The sequence below is a fragment of the Polaromonas sp. genome, assembly GCF_012927485.1.
Taxonomy (GTDB): domain Bacteria; phylum Pseudomonadota; class Gammaproteobacteria; order Burkholderiales; family Burkholderiaceae_C; genus Polaromonas.
The window spans coordinates 23,004-40,112 of record NZ_JABBPC010000020.1 but is presented as its reverse complement, the minus strand read 5'-3'; the positions used below and the strand labels follow the sequence as shown (position 1 = coordinate 40,112).

Here is a 17,109-nt window from a genome sequence, read left to right as displayed (position 1 = left end):
AAAAAGGCGCTCGACCCAGGCAACCACGTTTTAGTCGTGGCTGGGGGTGCGAACGCCTTTGTTCTTTGGGACAATCCACTTCGCCGTTGAGGTGGGTTGCCATGCAATCACCAATTGCAAGACCTGTGCCAATTAAGTTTTACCGTTGGCCTGAAGGCGGAATAAACTTTTTGTACCTGCGGCACAGTCATATTGCGCTATCTAATTAATAGCAATTGCAATAGGGTTCTGACCAGGTCACGGGTTTTTCGCTGCGGCACCGTATTTGTGCGGCGCACCATTTTGGCGTTTGGCGGTGTCAGCCCAGCAGGTCGGCCGCGTCCAGCATGCGCTGCGCCACCTCGCCCAGGCGCAGGCCTTTGTCCATGGCGGCCTTGCGAAGTTTCTGGTAAGCCTCCTGTTCGCTGAGGCCCTGGCGCTGCATGAGCAGTCCCTTCGCCCGGTCGATCACTTTGCGTTCGTGCAGTTCCGTTTTTGCATCCGCTAACTCCCGGCGCAAGCCCTGCTCGTGCTGGAAGCGGGCCATCGCCACCTCCAGAATCGGTCGAATGCGGGCTGGTTCAAGTCCCGCCACGATATAGGCGCAGACGCCGGCTGCCACGGCTTCCCTGACGTGGCGGGTATCTTCGTCGTTAGTAAACAACACGATGGGGCGTTGCTCGCCGCGCGTTGCCATCACCACGTGTTCGAGTGAATCGCGCGCATCGCTCTCGGCATCGACGATGATCATGTCGGGCTGCAGTTGCGCCAGCCGTTCGCGCAAAAAAGTGTCGGCAGGCAGGGTGGCAATCAGGTTGAAGCCGCCTGCCAGCAGGCCGATGCGCAACTGTCGGGAGCGCTCAATCAACGCCAGGTCGGTCTCATCCGCGCCATCGGATGCGGATAAGTCGGGCGCAATCACAACCAAGCGCAGGGAGTGGGGCGACGTCATCTTTAACTTCGTGCAAGATTTGCGCCAGATTCTGTTTGACGATGTGCGAGGTGCGACCTTGAAGGCGAACGGCCCTTATCAAAATGTAGCAAGCTTGCGCTTGGCAAACGCTTGGAGCGGGACTCTAATCTGTTTGCGATCAAGTCCGGGGCAACTTACGATATCCCGGCCCAAGCGCCTCTGATGGCAGAAATAGTCTCCGACGTCATGTCTAATGACACCGGTGCATCACTTTAGCTATTTTTATTGAATTTCAAAGGGTTTCCAATCACTATGAATCGTCGATACCTGAAGTATTTATTCACCTCGATTCTCGGCGGGGCATTGGCTTCCTGCGGTGGTGGAGGTGGTGGCGGTCCCGCTCCCGCTCCGGCGGTTCCCATTGTTGGTTCGCTGTCGCCAGACTGCACGGGTGTCAACTGTGGCGCCATTAACGCCAATAGCTACAGCGGCACTGGCATCGGCTTTTGGCGCTACAACAACACATCAAGCTCGGTTGCAACCGTCGATGTCAACATCGCCGGTGTGGCTGCAGGCAACGTCGCGACGCTGATTTTTTCCAACGGTTCCGACGCGACCGCAAGCAGCCCTACAGCAGGGACTCTGGCGTCGCCCGTGATGCCTCCCGCCGACGTTGCAGGCTTGCGGTTTTCTCCGGAAGTCATCGCGGCGCAGCAGCATTCCTCGCAAGATGACGCGCATGCACAAATGCTGGAAAGAAACCGGTCGATCGCGGCGCGGCTAATTAGCAACCGCCCGGCGATTGGGCCAGCGGCGGATCTTTCAAATGCGATTCCTGCCGCAGCGACGCGTTTGTTGTTTACGCCTGCGCTGGGGGCGACCAAAACATGGTTCGACACCTTCCCCGCGACATCCGTGGCCTACGATACCTCGGTGCAGAACGTGTGCCCGGTACCGAGCGGCCGAAAGGTGGTGTGGTGGGTGGATCCCACCATCGTTTCGTCAGGCAAATTCACGGCGGGTGAATTGAAAACGGCACTGGATGCCATGCAGGTGTCGTATTGCGGAAGCGCCGGTAGCGCCGGTGGTTTGGCCCAACTCAACGGTTTGTTGGGCGACGTATGGGGTGCTGACCCTAATAAGCGCCCCGAGCTGATAAAAGACGCCACCGGGGCTTTGCAGGACATCAACGTGGTGGTGCTGAATGTGCCGGCTGGCACCGGATGGGCCGGCTATTTCTCCGGAGGCAACAACTTTATGAAAAGTGCGGTCAGCAGCTCTAACGAAGCGCTTGCGTTTTTCATCAACGCCAGCCAGATTAAAACCGACGTCAATTTTGCGACGTCGACGCTTCTGCATGAGTCCACCCACATGGTGAACTTTTATCAACGCACGGTGGTAAGGGGTGTGTTGCACGATACCTGGCTTGAAGAGACCTCCGCGATGATGACGGAGGATATCGTGTCACCGGCCGTCATACCCGCCGGTGCGGTGGGCTATAACAAGGTGTTGAGCATCCGGCTGCCGGACTACCAGAGAAAAGGAGGCAATGTCAGTTACATCAATTGGCCCACGCTGGCGGACGCCACTCCCAACTACGCGATAGGTGGCGGTTTTGGCGCGTTCCTCAATCGCCGCTACGGCCTGTCTATCTACCAGCAGCTTGTCACAGCTTGCACCGATGGCACTCAATCAGCACCTGCGTTGACCAGTTATGTCTGTCTGGACGGGCTGATTAAAACCAATGGGGGAAGCAGTTTCAGCGATGAGTTCGCCCGTTTTGGCGCAACCGTATTTGGACAACTCCCCGCAACCGGGATGCCCGCAGGTTACGGTTACCCCGCTACTGTGGCAGGCTCTTACGCGCTGCAAGCAAAAGATCTTTCCTCCCCGTTGTCCTTTGTCGCCGCCGCACCGCTTGGCGCGGGCTATACCGCAACGTCACACACTTATCAGCGCGACACCGTTGCTGCTGGAACAACCAGTTATGTGCGCAATGCGGTGGTGGTGCCCGCCAACACAACTTTGATTGTGATCATTAAATGAAAATGCAGAAGGTTTCCTTCGCCGCGATCAGCCTCACCCAATGGATTTTGGCGGTAACGCTGCTCGCCTTGGCCGCTTGTGGCAACAGTGTGAGCAACCCTAGTCAAGAGACCGGAGAGGTCAGTATCTCCGGTAATCTATCGCTAAAAGGCGCCGAACCAGGCGCCTGGTGGGCGGTGACAGACGATCAAGGTCAGGTCTGGAAAATCACCTCGCCGAGTCCGGATCAGATCGCTCTCTTTCAACAGGCCCAAAATCACCGGGTCAGCATGCAAGGTCATCGGCAAGCAAAGTATCTCAACTTCGAGCAAATAACACCGTCCCGCGTGGTCACCGCGCCTTGAGTTAACGCCGCCCAAAGGTGGGGATTGCAACAACTCGCCCGCAGCGAATGGCGGGCCAAGTGTCATCGGTAGCGTTTGCAGGCGGTCGGCCAAACCTTACACTTGACCGATGCTTGTACTAGGAATTGAATCGAGTTGTGATGAAACGGGTGTCGCCCTTGTGGAGACAGAGGGTACCGCCGTTCCGCGTTTGCTGTCGCATGCCTTGTTCAGCCAGATCGATATGCATCAAGCCTTTGGCGGCGTGGTGCCGGAGCTGGCCAGCAGGGACCATATCCGGCGGGTGTTGCCCCTGACGCAAGAAGTCATGCTGCAAGCGCAGCGTTCTTTGGCGCAGGTGGATGTGATTGCCTACACGCGCGGTCCCGGTTTGGCGGGGGCGCTGCTGGTGGGCGCTGGCGTGGCTTGCTCGCTGGCGGCTGCGCTGGCCAAGCCGGTGATGGGCGTGCATCACCTGGAAGGTCATTTGCTGTCTCCTTTTTTGAGCGCCGACCCGCCGGAGTTTCCGTTTGTGGCCTTGCTGGTGTCCGGTGGGCATACCCAGTTGATGCGGGTAGACCGGGTCGGCAGCTACCAGTTGCTGGGCGAAACCATTGATGACGCAGCGGGGGAGGCTTTCGACAAGTCGGCCAAGCTGATGGGTCTGCCTTATCCTGGCGGACCGCACCTTTCGGCGCTGGCGCAACGCGGAGACGGCAGCGCGTTCAAACTGCCCCGGCCATTGCTGCACAGCGGCACCCTCGATTTTTCCTTTGCCGGCCTGAAAACCGCTGTGCTGACACAAGCTAAAAAATTGGGGCCTGAACTGGAAAACCGAAAAGCCGACCTGGCGGCCTCCACGCAGGCGGCCATTGTGGAAGTGTTGGTCAAGAAATCACTCGGCGCGATGTTGCAAACCGGACTCAGGCGCCTGGTGGTGGCCGGCGGGGTGGGGGCCAACGCTTTGCTGCGCAGTCAGCTCAATGCGGCATGCGCGCAACGCGGTATTCGGGTGCATTATCCCGAGCTGGATTTTTGCACCGACAACGGCGCCATGATCGCTCTGGCCGCTGGCATGCGCCTGCAGGCGGGCCTGGAAACGCTACAGCACGGCTACAGCTTTGACGTGAAGCCGCGCTGGGCCCTGGCAACGCGGCCGCTCGAAGTGGCTGAGGGCCGTTGAGCCAACCCTCGTGGGTTCGCCAGGCTGTTTTACAAAACTTTTTTCTTTACAGAGCGCGGCGTTTATCGGGGTTATTTCGTGCGCCTCAGTCAGGTCTGCCGAGGCTCTGTTTACGTCGAAAACTGGAATTTATTTTTTTATGAACAAGCTCTTCAAACATTTCCTGCTGGTCGTATTGCTCGGCGCGTCGCTAGCGATCGGAGCGGTAGCGCCCGCTCAAGCCCCGATTCGAATTGCCCTCATTGAAAGTCTTTCCGGACCGTTTGCCAACACGGGGGAGGCGGTGTTTCGCAACCTGCTGTGGGCGACCGAGCGTGTCAATGCACGCGGCGGCGTCAAGCTCCCCGGCGGTCGTCGTAACTTGGTGATTGAGCGCTATGACAGCAAAGGCCAAAACGAGGAAGCGCTGGCGGCCTTGCGTTCTGCCATTGACGATGGCGTGACGGTTATTGCGCAAGGCAATTCATCGTCCATCGCCGCGGTGCTGATTGACGCCATCAACAAACACAACGAGCGGGAGCCGGGCAAGCGTGTGCTGTTTCTTAACTATTCGGCAGTCGATCCCCTCCTGACAAACGAAAAATGCAGTTACTGGCATTTTCGTTTTGATGCCCACGCCGACATGCGCATGGTGGCATTGATGGACGTGCTCAAGGACGACAAGAAGCTCAAGAGTATTTACCTGATTGGGCAGGATTACAGCTTTGGCCAGGCAGTGCTGCGCGAAGCCCGCAAACAGCTCGTCTTGCAGCGTCCAGACGTTCAGATCGTGGGCGACGAGCTGCACCCCCTCGGGCGCGTGAAGGACTTCATTCCCTACGCCATCAAGATCAAGACCAGCGGCGCGCAAGCGGTGCTGACGGGGAATTGGGGCAATGATTTGACCTTGCTCATCAAAGCGGCCAGGGAGGTTGGATACGACGGCAAGTTTTATACCTTCTATGGCAATGCGCTTGGCGTGCCGGCCGCCTTGGGCGATGCCGGTGTGGACAAAGTGCTCGCGGTGGCCGACTGGTTTCCCAACGATACCGGCGCATCGTCTGAAGCCTTTTACCAATCGTTCCGTAAGCGGTTTCCAAAACCCCAAGACGACTACGTGCACATGCGCATGCAACTCATGATCGAGGCGCTGGCCCAGAGTATTGAAAAGGCCGGTACGACCGACTCAACCGCCGTTGCCGCCCGACTGGAACGGGCTTCGGTTACTTTTTCAGGTCGCCACGGCACGATGCGCGCTTCCGATCATCAGTTTCAGCAGCCGCTGCAGGTGGCGATCATGGAAAAGCAGGGCGCGCCCGGCGTGAAATTTGATGTGGAAGGCTCTGGCTACGGATTTCGCGTCTTGAAGACCATCGTGGCGGGGCGTGCCGAGCAGCCCCACAGCTGCAAGATGGTGCGGCCATACACTAAATAAAACCACACAAATGGAAGGGTGCGTATGCGACAGGCTGTTTTGAATCTTGAAGAATCGATGATCCGCCAGGTAGCCAATGCGGGCATGGGGCGAGACGATGTGCTCAAGTTCTGGTTTGGAGAGAGCGATGAAGTGACGCCTGCTTTTATCCGCGACGCAGCCGCGGCTTCACTGCAGCAGGGCGAAACCTTTTATGCCCACAACCTTGGATTACCGGAGTTGCGCGAGGCCATCGCCCGCTACGCGACCGCCTTGCGCTGCGCCGGCGCAGCGCCCATCGGTTCTGAGCGAATTGCGGTCACGTCGGGCGGTGTGAGTGCCCTGATGCTGGCCGTGCAAGGACTGGTCGACGCGGGCGACGAAGTGGTGGCCGTGACGCCGGTCTGGCCCAACTTGACCGCGCAGCCCGCCATCATGGGGGCCAAGGTGACCTGCGTGAGTCTCAAACCCGTGGCCGGAGAATGGCGGCTTGACATGGCAGAGCTGTTGGCCGCCATCACCCCCAAGACCCGGCTTTTGATTGTCAACGCACCGAACAACCCGACCGGCTGGACCTTGACGCGCGCCGAGCAGACTGCGATTCTGGCGCACTGCCGGGACACGGGTACCTGGATTCTGGCGGACGAGGTGTACGAGCGCCTTTATTTTGAACCGACCACGAATGGATGTGCCCCCAGTTTTCTGGACATTGCCACTCCCGAAGACCGTCTGGTCGTTGCCCACAGCTTTTCAAAAAGCTTTCTCATGACCGGTTGGCGCTTGGGCTGGCTCGTCATGCCGCCCAGCATGACGCTGCACATCGGCAAGCTGATTGAGTTCAACACCTCCTGCGCGCCGGTATTTATTCAACGCGCCGGGCTGGTGGCCATGGAACGGACCTCCGAGATCACGCCGCGCATCGTGAGCCACCTCAAAACCTGCCGCGATACGCTCGTTCCCCTGTTACAGGCTGTGCCGGGTGTGCAGGTGATGCCCGCCAAAGGCGGCATGTACGCATTTTTCAGGCTGCAGGACCAAACACGCTTCGGCGACTCTTTTGAAACCGCCAAGCGGCTGGTGGTAGAGGCCGGGCTCGGGCTGGCGCCGGGCAATGCCTTCATGGTCAATCCCGCGTCGGAAGCCCAGGGCTGGCTGCGCTGGTGTTTTGCCAGTCAGGACATCGCCAGGCTCGGGCAAGGCGTAGAACGCCTCGAACGATGGCTTGCGCTATAATTTAGCGCTTTGCTGGGTACTAATATCCGGCAAATCACGACGAAAGCGGTCAACTCCCATCTTGGGAACACTGCCTCGATCGCAAGTGCAACTTCGTTGCAAGAGGAAAATCATGATTGCAAAATCAATCAAGGCCGAGATTGTCAGCGCCAATGCACGCGCTGCCAACGACACCGGTAGTCCTGAAGTTCAAGTGGCGCTGCTGACCGGCCGCATCAACGAGCTGATGCCCCACTTTAAAACCCACGCAAAAGATCATCACGGTCGCCGTGGCCTGCTGCGCATGGTGAGCCGTCGCCGCAAGCTGCTCGACTACCTGAAGTCCAGAAATGCTGACCGTTACGTCGCGCTGATTGCCAAACTTGGCCTGCGTAAATAATCGTTAAATCCAACAGGAAGCGCCTGAGTTAGTTCACTAGCTCAGGCGTTTTTTACTTCGGAGTAAGGCAAAAAGAGCACGCGCTGTGTCATTCCACAAGAGAATCCTGAAAGCAGGCGTTTTGTGGAATGGCATCGTGTTCAGCCAGCTGCTACTCCGGGCTCCCTGCGCTGCCTCAAGTGCCTGAAATTAATGGAGAAAAGAACATGAGTATTTTTAATAAAGTCACCAAGTCTTTCCAGTGGGGACAGCACAAGGTCACCATGGAAACCGGCGAAATTGCACGTCAGGCTGGCGGTGCTGTACTGGTTGATATGGATGGCACCGTCGTGCTGGCAACCGTGGTTGCCAAAACGGACGCCAAGCCCGGTCAGGATTTTTTTCCGCTGACGGTCGACTATCTGGAAAAGACCTACGCCGCTGGTCGCATTCCCGGCAGCTTCTTCAAGCGGGAAGGCCGCCCCAGCGAATTTGAGACTTTGACATCCCGCCTGATCGACCGCCCCATCCGTCCGTTGTTCCCGGAAGGCTTCTTCAACGAAGTCCAGGTCGTGATTCACGTGCTGTCGCTCAACCCTGAAGTCGAAGGCGATATTCCTGCGCTGATCGCGTCAAGCGCGGCACTGTCGATTTCCGGCATTCCTTTCAATGGCCCGATTGGCGCAGCGCGCGTGGCTTACATCGACGGTCAGTATGTATTGAACCCCGGCAAAACCCAGCTGAAGGATTCCAAAATGGATCTGGTGGTGGCGGGCACCGAAGTCGCTGTGCTGATGGTTGAGTCGGAAGCCAAGCAACTCTCTGAAGAAATCATGCTGGGTGCCGTGGTGTTCGGGCACGAGCAGGGCAACATTGCCATCAACGCGATACACGAACTCGTTCGTGATGCTGGCAAGCCCGTCTGGGACTGGCAGCCGCCGGCGAAAGATGAGCCGCTGATCGCCAAGGTTAATGAATTGGCAGCGGTTAAATTGCAGGCCGCTTACCAGATCCGGAGCAAGCAGGCGCGTACGCAAGCCTGCCGGGAAGCCTACAGCGCGACCAAATCCGCACTGGCCGCCGAAGGGGTGGCTTTTGACAGCGTCAAGGTCGATGGCCTGCTGTTTGACATTGAAGCCAAAATTGTCCGCAGCCAGATTTTGGCCGGTGAGCCGCGCATCGATGGGCGCGACACCCGCACCGTTCGCGCGATTGAAATCCGCAGCAGCGTGTTGCCCCGGACCCACGGTTCGGCTCTGTTCACCCGCGGTGAAACCCAGGCGCTGGTGGTGACCACCTTGGGCACTGAGCGCGACGCGCAACGCATTGACGCACTGTCTGGCGATTATGAAGACCGCTTCATGCTGCACTACAACATGCCTCCGTTTGCCACTGGCGAAACCGGCCGCGTGGGTAGCCCAAAACGCCGTGAAATCGGTCACGGTCGCTTGGCCAAGCGCGCGCTGATAGCCGTGCTGCCAAGCAAGGAAGAGTTTCCGTACACCATGCGCGTGGTCAGCGAGATTACCGAGTCGAACGGCTCGTCCTCAATGGCTTCCGTTTGCGGCGGCTGTCTAGCTTTGATGGACGCAGGCGTGCCCATGAAAGCGCACGTGGCCGGTATCGCCATGGGCCTGATCAAGGAAGAAAACCGCTTCGCGGTGCTGACCGACATCCTGGGTGACGAAGATCATCTGGGTGACATGGACTTCAAGGTCGCAGGCACCACCTTCGGTATCACTGCGCTGCAAATGGACATCAAGATTCAAGGCATTACCAAGGAAATCATGCAGGTGGCACTGGCGCAGGCCAAGGAAGCCCGCATGCACATTCTGGGGAAAATGCAGGAAGCCATGGGCGAAGCGAAGACGGAAGTGTCTGACTTCGCGCCGCGTCTGTATGTGATGAAGATAAACCCCGAGAAAATCCGTGACGTGATCGGCAAAGGCGGTGCCGTGATCCGTGCGCTGACCGAAGAAACCGGTACCCAAATCAACATCGAAGAAGACGGCACCATCACCATTGCCTCCAACGACAGCGTTAAGGCAGATGAAGCCAAGCGCCGGATTGCCGAGATTACCGCAGAAGTCGAAATTGGCAAGATCTATGAAGGCCCGATCACCAAGATTTTGGATTTCGGCGCGCTCGTCAATCTGCTGCCCGGCAAAGATGGTCTGCTGCACATCAGCCAGATCGCCCATGAGCGTGTTGAAAAGGTCACGGATTACCTGAGCGAAGGCCAGATTGTCAGGGTCAAGGTTCTGGAAACGGACGAAAAAGGCCGCGTCAAGCTGTCGATGAAGGCGCTGCTGGACCGTCCTGGTCAAAATCAAGACAACGGTTGAGCGTTATCTGCTGTTGACTTTGTAGCCGCTGACATTGGAGAAGATAGTGTCGGCGGCACCAACTACTTGGAAATCCATGAGAGCCGTTGAAATCACTTCGTATGGCGCGCCGGACGTGCTGCGTTTGGGTGTCCGCCCGGCGCCCTCCCCAAGCGCCGGTGAGGTACTCATTCGCGTGAATGCCAGTGGGGTGAACCGGCCTGACGTACTGCAGCGCACCGGCAACTACCCCGTGCCGCCTGGGTCCTCCGACATTCCCGGCTTGGAAGTTGCTGGCGTCATCGTCGGGGGCGACGCGCCAGCGATGGCAGCGGCAGGTTTCAAGATGGGTGACCACGTGTGCGCGCTGGTGGCCGGTGGCGGCTATGCCGAGTTGTGCGTGGCCCCGGTCGGGCAGTGTCTGCCCGTACCAATCGGCTTGAGTGATTTGCAAGCGGCTTCCCTGCCAGAAACTTTCTTTACGGTCTGGAGCAATGTCTTTGAGCGGGCGCGCTTGATCAAAGGCGAAACTCTTCTGATTCAGGGCGGTTCCAGCGGCATTGGCGTTACGGCCATCCAGCTGGCCAAGGCGTTGGGCGCCACGGTGCTGGTGACAGCTGGCACTGACGACAAGTGTGCCGCCTGCCTGGCATTGGGTGCTGACCATGCCATCAATTACAAGGCCAGCGACTTTGCGGAAGAGGTCAAAAAACTGACGAATGGCCAAGGCGTCAACGTCATTCTGGACATGGTGGCCGGCAGTTATGTGGCGCGGGAAATTGAGTGTCTGGCTGAAGACGGCCGTCTGGTCATTATTGCGGTGCAGGGCGGTGTCAAGGCCGAGTTCAATGCGGGCGTGGTGTTGCGCAAGCGGCTGACTGTTACCGGCTCGACCTTGCGGCCCCGTTCGCTCGAATTCAAGACGGCGATTGCAAAGGCGCTGAAGAAAACAGTATGGCCGCTGATTGCCAGCGGTGCCATCAAGCCGGTAATCCACAGCACCTTCGCTGCTGCTGATGCGGCCAAGGCGCACGCGCTGATGGAGTCCAACCAGCATGTCGGAAAAATCGTCTTGACCTGGTAACTTGCGAGCCAACATAAAAACACTATGAAAAAGCTAATTGCAGGAAACTGGAAGATGAACGGCAGCCTGGCCGCCAATGAAGCGTTGTTACATGCGCTTGCCAAGGGCTTGACAACCGGGCTGGCTGTCAATGCCTCTTGCGAAGTCGCCGTGTGCGTGCCGGCGCCTTATCTGACACAGGTCCAGACCCTTAAATCCGCCCAATCCGGTCTTTTTGGCATCGAGGTGGGTGCCCAGGATGTCTCGGCGCAAGCCGCTGGTGCGTATACCGGAGAGGTCAGTGCGGCCATGCTCAAGGACCTGGGTTGCCGTTACGTCATTGTTGGCCATTCCGAGCGCCGCCAGTACCACTACGAAACCGATGCGCTGGTGGCGGACAAGGCCAAGGCCGCGTTGGCGTCGGGCATCACGCCCATTGTCTGTATCGGCGAGACTCTAGCCGAACGCGAGGCCGGTCGTACGGAGGAAGTGGTCAGGCGCCAACTGGCTGCAGTGATTCATGCCAACGGCCATTGCATCAGCGAAATTGTGGTGGCGTACGAACCCGTATGGGCGATTGGTACCGGCAAGACAGCCTCGCCCGAAGAAGCTCAAGTCGTTCATGCGGTACTACGAGAGCAGCTTAAAGCCGCGACCGATCAGTACACACGTATAAAAATCTTGTACGGCGGCAGTATGAATGCGGCCAATGCCGCTTCGCTGCTGGCGCAGCCCGACATTGACGGGGGCCTGATTGGCGGGGCCTCGCTGAAGGCCCTTGATTTCTTGACTATTGTTGCTGCAGCTTGCGCTTAACGGGCGTAAGGTGCTATTAAATTAGGAGTAAATATGAATGTTTTATTGACCATTGTTCTTGCTGTGCAAATGTTGTCGGCACTGGCCATGATTGGCCTGATTTTGGTGCAGCACGGCAAAGGCGCCGACATGGGTGCGGCGTTTGGCAGTGGCAGCTCGGGCAGCTTGTTTGGCGCCAGCGGAAGCGCTAACTTCTTGTCCCGCAGCACCGGCGTTCTGGCGACCGTGTTTTTTGCCGCCACCCTGCTCTTGGCTTATTTTGGCCACGCGCAACCGCGCACCGGCTCAAGTGTTCTGGAAGGTGCTGCAGTGACGGCACCCGCACCCGCCGCAATCGCATCCGGCGCGGCTCAAATTCCCGGAACCACGGCACCGGGAAAGATCCCCTCCACAGTGCCCGTGGCGCCCGCAGTCGCTGCGTCCGGCGTTGGGCAAATCCCTACGAAATAACCTGAATAAGCGCTTGCTCCGAACTCGGAGTGACGGGATTTCAGGGTAAACTCTAAGACTGTCTGGAAAGCTAAAAACCGCAAGGTTTCCTCATGCTGTCCCGACAGTTAAAGCACCGCGGACGTGGTGAAATTGGTAGACACGCTATCTTGAGGGGGTAGTGGCGAAAGCTGTGCGAGTTCGAGTCTCGCCGTCCGCACCAGATTGATAAGTATCGGCAGTTGCGTTTCGGTGGCGCTGCCGGTTCCAGCGACAAACTGGATCAAACCGGCAATGCGAAGACCCCGGACGGTTTCCATAAGTTGAATCCACGATGAACCTCGACCAATACCTTCCTGTTTTTTTGTTTATTCTGATCGGGGTAGGCGTCGGCGTGGTACCGCAGCTGTTAGGTCGTTTGTTGGGCCCGGTGCGGCCTGACAGCGAAAAAAATTCTCCGTATGAGTGCGGTTTTGAAGCATTCGAAGATGCCAGGATGAAATTCGATGTGCGCTATTACCTGGTCGCTATTCTTTTTATTCTTTTCGACCTTGAGATTGCGTTTCTTTTTCCTTGGGCGGTCTCGCTCAAGGAAATTGGTCTGGTGGGTTTTTGGTCGGTGATGATTTTTCTGGGCATCCTGGTCGTGGGCTTTGTCTACGAATGGAAAAAGGGTGCGCTGGACTGGGAATAAGAAAGAGATCCCTGGGGGGTTTTCCAAAAAGGTACGGATATGTCGCTTGAAGGTGTTTTCAACGAAGGCTTCATGACCACGAGCTACGACTCGGTGGCGAATTGGGCCAAGACGGGCTCGCTCTGGCCCATGACCTTCGGTCTTGCCTGCTGTGCGGTGGAAATGATGCATTCGGCAGCGGCACGCTACGATATTGGTCGTTTCGGCGCCGAAGTGTTCCGCGCCAGCCCGCGCCAAAGCGACTTGATGATCGTGGCCGGCACGCTGTGCAACAAGATGGGTCCGGCCTTGCGCAAGGTCTACGACCAAATGGCTGAACCGCGCTGGGTGATTTCCATGGGTTCTTGTGCCAATGGGGGCGGCTATTATCACTACAGCTATTCGGTGGTCCGTGGTTGTGACCGCATCGTTCCTGTGGATGTGTATGTGCCGGGCTGTCCGCCCACGGCCGAAGCCCTGATCTACGGCCTTATCCAATTGCAGCAGAAAATTCGCCGCACCAACACGATTGCGAGGGCCTGATGGGGCCATTGCATCCCGCGTCTGCGGTCCAGCTCGCAGACATTGTTGCCGCGGCCCTGGGTGAAAAGGCCAAACGGGTTACGGTTGCGCTCGGTGAACTGATCGTTGTCGTGGCCGCGCCGGACTACCTGGCCACCGCGCTGATTCTGCGCGACACCCCAGGCTGCCAGTTCGAGCAGCTGATTGACCTCTGCGGCGTCGATTATTCCGAATACGCCGAAGGTCGCTACGAGGGCCGCCGTTTTTGTGTCGTCTCCCATCTCCTGTCCGTTAGCCTGAACCAGCGGGTGCGTCTGAAAGTCTTTTGCGACGACGACGACCTGCCGCTGGTGGCCTCCGTGAACGACGTGTGGAACTCGGCCAACTGGTTTGAGCGCGAGGCCTTCGATTTGTTCGGCATCGTTTTTGAAGGCCACAACGACTTGCGCCGCATCCTGACCGACTACGGTTTCATCGGTCATCCTTTCCGCAAGGACTTTCCGACGACGGGTTATGTCGAGATGCGTTACGACCCCGAGCAGAAACGCGTGATCTACCAGCCGGTGACGATCGAGCCGCGCGAGATCACGCCGCGCGTGATTCGTGAAGACAACTACGGGGGCCTCCACTAAGGGGGGCCGTAAAAGACCGACATGGCTGAAATAAAAAACTACACGCTCAATTTCGGACCGCAGCATCCCGCCGCCCACGGCGTCTTGCGCCTTGTGCTGGAACTGGATGGCGAAGTGGTGCAACGTGCCGATCCGCACATCGGCCTGCTGCACCGCGCCACCGAGAAGCTGGCCGAGAGCAAGACCTATATTCAGTCGCTGCCTTATATGGACCGGCTCGACTACGTATCGATGATGTGCAACGAGCACGCCTATTGCCTGGCCATCGAGAAGCTGCTGGGTGTCGACGTGCCACTGCGTGCACAGTACATCCGCGTAATGTTCTCCGAGATCACGCGCCTGCTCAATCACCTGATGTGGCTGGGTTCGCACGGCAACGACTGCGGCAGCTCGACCATCCTGATCTACACCTTCCGCGAACGCGAAGATCTGTTTGATATTTACGAAGCGGTGTCCGGCGCCCGGATGCACGCGGCTTACTTCCGTCCCGGCGGCGTTTATCGCGACCTGCCGGACACCATGCCGCAATACAAAGTCAGCAAGATCAGGAACGCCAAGGCGATCGCGCTGATGAACGAGAACCGCCAGGGTTCACTGCTCGATTTCATCGACGACTTCACGCGCCGCTTCCCCGGCCACGTAGACGAGTACGAAACCCTGCTGACGGACAACCGCATCTGGAAGCAGCGCACCGTGGGCGTCGGCGTGGTGTCGCCGGAGCGTGCGCTCAGCTTGGGCATGACCGGCCCGATGCTGCGCGGCTCGGGCGTTGCGTGGGACCTGCGCAAGCAGCAGCCCTACGAGGTGTTCGACCGCATGGATTTCGACATTCCCGTAGGCAAGACCGGCGACTGCTACGACCGCTATCTGGTACGTGTCGAAGAAATGCGGCAGTCCAACCGCATCATCAAGCAGTGCGTGGACTGGCTGCGAGTCAACCCAGGCCCGGTGATCACCAGCAACTACAAGGTCGCCGCACCCGCTCGTGAATCCATGAAGACCAACATGGAAGAGCTGATACACCATTTCAAACTCTTCACCGAAGGTTTTCATGTGCCGGAAGGCGAGGCTTACGCCGCTGTGGAGCATCCCAAGGGCGAGTTCGGTATTTATATCGTCAGCGATGGCGCCAACAAGCCCTATCGTCTGAAGATCCGTCCGCCCGGTTTTGCGCACCTCGCCGCGCTGGACGAAATGGCACGAGGTCACATGCTGGCCGATGCCGTGGCGATCATAGGCACCATGGACATTGTTTTTGGAGAGATTGATCGATGATCTCGGAAGTTACCAAAGCGCGCTTCGCAAAAGAAGTCGCGAAATACCCCGTGGACCAGAAGCCCTCGGCTATTGTGGCCTGCCTCACCATCGTGCAGCAGGAGCAAGGTTTTGTCAGTGCCGAAAGCGAAAAACTGGTGGCTGATTACCTGGGTATGGCGCCAATAGCTGTGCACGAAGTCACGACGTTCTACAACATGTACAACCAGCAGCCGGTAGGCAAGTACAAGTTAAACGTTTGCACCAACTTGCCTTGCCAGTTGCGTGACGGGGCCAAAGCGCTGCAGCATCTGGAGCACAAACTCGGCATCGTTATGGGTGAAACCACCGATGACGGTCTGTTTACACTGCAGCAGTCCGAGTGCCTAGGGGCCTGCGCAGACTCACCGGTGATGCTGGTGAATGATTTCACGATGTGCAGCTTCATGAGTAATGAAAAATTGGACCAGCTCATTGATGGTCTCAAATCCGCCGAGGCGAAATAATCATGACGCTTGCATCCAGTTCCAATCACAACGCAGCAGCGCAAGGCGTATTGTCGCAATTTGCAGCCACTGGCGTTCAGACCTGTTTTCATGGCCGGCACATCAATCCGCAAATCCTTGCAGACCTGGATGGCCGCAACTGGCGACTTGCGGATTACGAGGCGCGCGGTGGTTACCAGGCACTGCGCAAGATTCTTGGGCAGGATGGCAAGCCGCCTAGGGGCAGCACAGGGGCCCCGGGTATGACGCCTGACCAGGTGATTGCCGAGGTTAAGGCTGGCGGGTTGCGCGGGCGCGGCGGAGCCGGTTTCCCAACCGGGTTGAAGTGGAGCTTCATGCCGCGCCAGTTTCCGGGCCAGAAGTACCTCGTCTGCAACTCGGACGAAGGCGAGCCGGGCACCAGCAAAGACCGCGACATCATGCAGTACAACCCGCACAGCGTGATCGAGGGCATGGCGATTGCCGCCTACGCGATGGGGATCAGCGTTGGCTACAACTACATTCATGGTGAGATCTTTACGACCTACGAGCGTTTTCAGGAAGCGCTTGACGAGGCCCGGGCGGCAGGCCTGATCGGCAACAATATTTTGGGCAGTGACTTCAACTTCCAGTTGCATGCTGCGCACGGGTTTGGCGCCTACATTTGCGGTGAAGAAACTGCATTGCTGGAATCGCTGGAAGGCAAAAAAGGCCAGCCGCGCTTCAAACCTCCGTTCCCGGCCAGTTTTGGTTTGTACGGCAAACCGACCACGATCAACAACACAGAAACCTTCGCAGCCGTGCCGTGGCTCATCCGCAACGGCGGCCAGGCCTACCTTGAATGCGGCAAGCCGAACAACGGGGGTACAAAAATTTATTCGGTATCTGGCGACGTCGAACTGCCCGGCAACTATGAAGTGCCCATGGGGACTCCGTTTGCCAAGCTGCTGGAGCTGGCAGGCGGCGTGAAAAATGCCAAAGAGGGTCGAACGCTCAAAGCGGTGATCCCCGGCGGTTCTTCGTCCCCCGTGTTGCCTGCATCCATCATGATGGAGTGCACGATGGATTACGACTCGATTGCCAAGGCCGGGTCCATGCTGGGCTCCGGTGCCGTGATCGTGATGGACGACACCCGGTGCATGGTCGAGTCACTCAAGCGTCTGTCTTACTTTTACATGCATGAATCGTGCGGACAATGCACCCCCTGCCGCGAAGGCACGGGTTGGTTGTGGCGCATGGTGGACCGCATTCACAATGGGCACGGCCGCCAGAGCGATCTGGACTTGCTCAACTCTGTCGCCGACAACATTCAGGGGCGCACCATTTGCGCGCTGGGTGATGCCGCAGCAATGCCGGTGCGCGCGATGATCAAGCACTACCGGCATGAGTTTGAGGCTCTGATCCAGAAAAACACATCTCAAGCGGTCGCGCCGCAAGGCGCAACTCAGGCTACAGGTCGCGCCGCAGCGCAGGCTTGAACGGC

General features: G+C 58.1%; 17 protein-coding genes and 1 tRNA gene. 17 read left to right on the top strand and 1 reads right to left on the bottom strand.

What is annotated here, in order from left to right; all coding sequences use genetic code 11:
* Positions 1-298: 298 nt before the first annotated feature.
* Positions 299-931, bottom strand: a complete 633-nt coding sequence (locus HHJ16_RS08240; RefSeq protein ID WP_293642119.1) for an ANTAR domain-containing protein — start codon at positions 929-931, stop codon at positions 299-301.
* Positions 932-1,204: 273 nt separating this feature from the next.
* Here HHJ16_RS08240 and HHJ16_RS08235 point away from each other — a divergent pair, with 273 nt between their 5' ends.
* The 17 genes from HHJ16_RS08235 (at position 1,205) to nuoF (ending at position 17,104) form a co-directional block, all read left to right on the top strand.
* Positions 1,205-2,938, top strand: a complete 1,734-nt coding sequence (locus HHJ16_RS08235) for a hypothetical protein (protein ID WP_293642118.1) — start codon at positions 1,205-1,207, stop codon at positions 2,936-2,938.
* Positions 2,935-3,282 carry a hypothetical protein gene (locus HHJ16_RS08230; RefSeq protein ID WP_293642117.1) on the top strand — a complete coding sequence of 116 codons (348 nt, stop codon included), beginning with the start codon at positions 2,935-2,937 and terminating at the stop codon, positions 3,280-3,282. Before HHJ16_RS08235 ends, HHJ16_RS08230 begins: the two co-directional genes overlap by 4 nt.
* 109 nt (positions 3,283-3,391) lie before the next feature.
* On the top strand, positions 3,392-4,444 hold the full coding sequence (gene tsaD, locus HHJ16_RS08225; protein ID WP_293642116.1) for a tRNA (adenosine(37)-N6)-threonylcarbamoyltransferase complex transferase subunit TsaD: 1,053 nt from the start codon (positions 3,392-3,394) through the stop codon (positions 4,442-4,444).
* Between the two features lie 139 nt (positions 4,445-4,583).
* Positions 4,584-5,858, top strand: a complete 1,275-nt coding sequence (locus tag HHJ16_RS08220; protein ID WP_293642115.1) for a branched-chain amino acid ABC transporter substrate-binding protein — start codon at positions 4,584-4,586, stop codon at positions 5,856-5,858.
* Between the two features lie 24 nt (positions 5,859-5,882).
* Entirely contained in the window at positions 5,883-7,070 is a 1,188-nt protein-coding gene (locus tag HHJ16_RS08215) for a pyridoxal phosphate-dependent aminotransferase (RefSeq protein WP_293642114.1), read from the top strand.
* A 112-nt stretch (positions 7,071-7,182) separates the two neighbouring features.
* A complete protein-coding gene (gene rpsO, locus HHJ16_RS08210) occupies positions 7,183-7,449 on the top strand; it encodes a 30S ribosomal protein S15 (RefSeq protein WP_293642113.1) in 267 nt (88 codons plus the stop codon).
* A 206-nt stretch (positions 7,450-7,655) separates the two neighbouring features.
* Positions 7,656-9,773 carry a polyribonucleotide nucleotidyltransferase gene (gene pnp / locus HHJ16_RS08205; protein ID WP_293642112.1) on the top strand — a complete coding sequence of 706 codons (2,118 nt, stop codon included), beginning with the start codon at positions 7,656-7,658 and terminating at the stop codon, positions 9,771-9,773.
* A gap of 76 nt (positions 9,774-9,849) precedes the next feature.
* Positions 9,850-10,836 carry an NAD(P)H-quinone oxidoreductase gene (locus HHJ16_RS08200; protein WP_293642111.1) on the top strand — a complete coding sequence of 329 codons (987 nt, stop codon included), beginning with the start codon at positions 9,850-9,852 and terminating at the stop codon, positions 10,834-10,836.
* Positions 10,837-10,860: 24 nt separating this feature from the next.
* The gene (gene tpiA, locus HHJ16_RS08195) at positions 10,861-11,631 is read left to right on the top strand and encodes a triose-phosphate isomerase (protein ID WP_293642110.1); all 771 of its coding nucleotides are present in this window, start codon (positions 10,861-10,863) and stop codon (positions 11,629-11,631) included.
* A gap of 33 nt (positions 11,632-11,664) precedes the next feature.
* Entirely contained in the window at positions 11,665-12,081 is a 417-nt protein-coding gene (gene secG / locus HHJ16_RS08190; RefSeq protein WP_293642109.1) for a preprotein translocase subunit SecG, read from the top strand.
* A 117-nt stretch (positions 12,082-12,198) separates the two neighbouring features.
* A tRNA-Leu gene (locus HHJ16_RS08185) sits at positions 12,199-12,283 on the top strand.
* A 111-nt stretch (positions 12,284-12,394) separates the two neighbouring features.
* On the top strand, positions 12,395-12,754 hold the full coding sequence (locus HHJ16_RS08180; RefSeq protein ID WP_293642108.1) for an NADH-quinone oxidoreductase subunit A: 360 nt from the start codon (positions 12,395-12,397) through the stop codon (positions 12,752-12,754).
* A gap of 39 nt (positions 12,755-12,793) precedes the next feature.
* The gene (locus HHJ16_RS08175) at positions 12,794-13,276 is read left to right on the top strand and encodes an NADH-quinone oxidoreductase subunit B family protein (RefSeq protein WP_293642107.1); all 483 of its coding nucleotides are present in this window, start codon (positions 12,794-12,796) and stop codon (positions 13,274-13,276) included.
* Positions 13,276-13,887 (top strand): NADH-quinone oxidoreductase subunit C, encoded by a 612-nt coding sequence (locus tag HHJ16_RS08170; RefSeq protein WP_293642106.1) that lies wholly within the window; start codon positions 13,276-13,278, stop codon positions 13,885-13,887. The genes HHJ16_RS08175 and HHJ16_RS08170 overlap by 1 nt, the downstream gene beginning before the upstream one ends.
* 21 nt (positions 13,888-13,908) lie before the next feature.
* A complete protein-coding gene (locus tag HHJ16_RS08165; protein WP_293642105.1) occupies positions 13,909-15,162 on the top strand; it encodes an NADH-quinone oxidoreductase subunit D in 1,254 nt (417 codons plus the stop codon).
* Positions 15,159-15,647: an NADH-quinone oxidoreductase subunit NuoE gene (nuoE, locus tag HHJ16_RS08160; RefSeq protein WP_293642104.1), complete on the top strand. Its 489-nt coding sequence runs from the start codon at positions 15,159-15,161 to the stop codon at positions 15,645-15,647. Before HHJ16_RS08165 ends, nuoE begins: the two co-directional genes overlap by 4 nt.
* A gap of 2 nt (positions 15,648-15,649) precedes the next feature.
* Positions 15,650-17,104 carry an NADH-quinone oxidoreductase subunit NuoF gene (nuoF, locus tag HHJ16_RS08155; RefSeq protein WP_293642103.1) on the top strand — a complete coding sequence of 485 codons (1,455 nt, stop codon included), beginning with the start codon at positions 15,650-15,652 and terminating at the stop codon, positions 17,102-17,104.
* Positions 17,105-17,109: the final 5 nt, after the last annotated feature.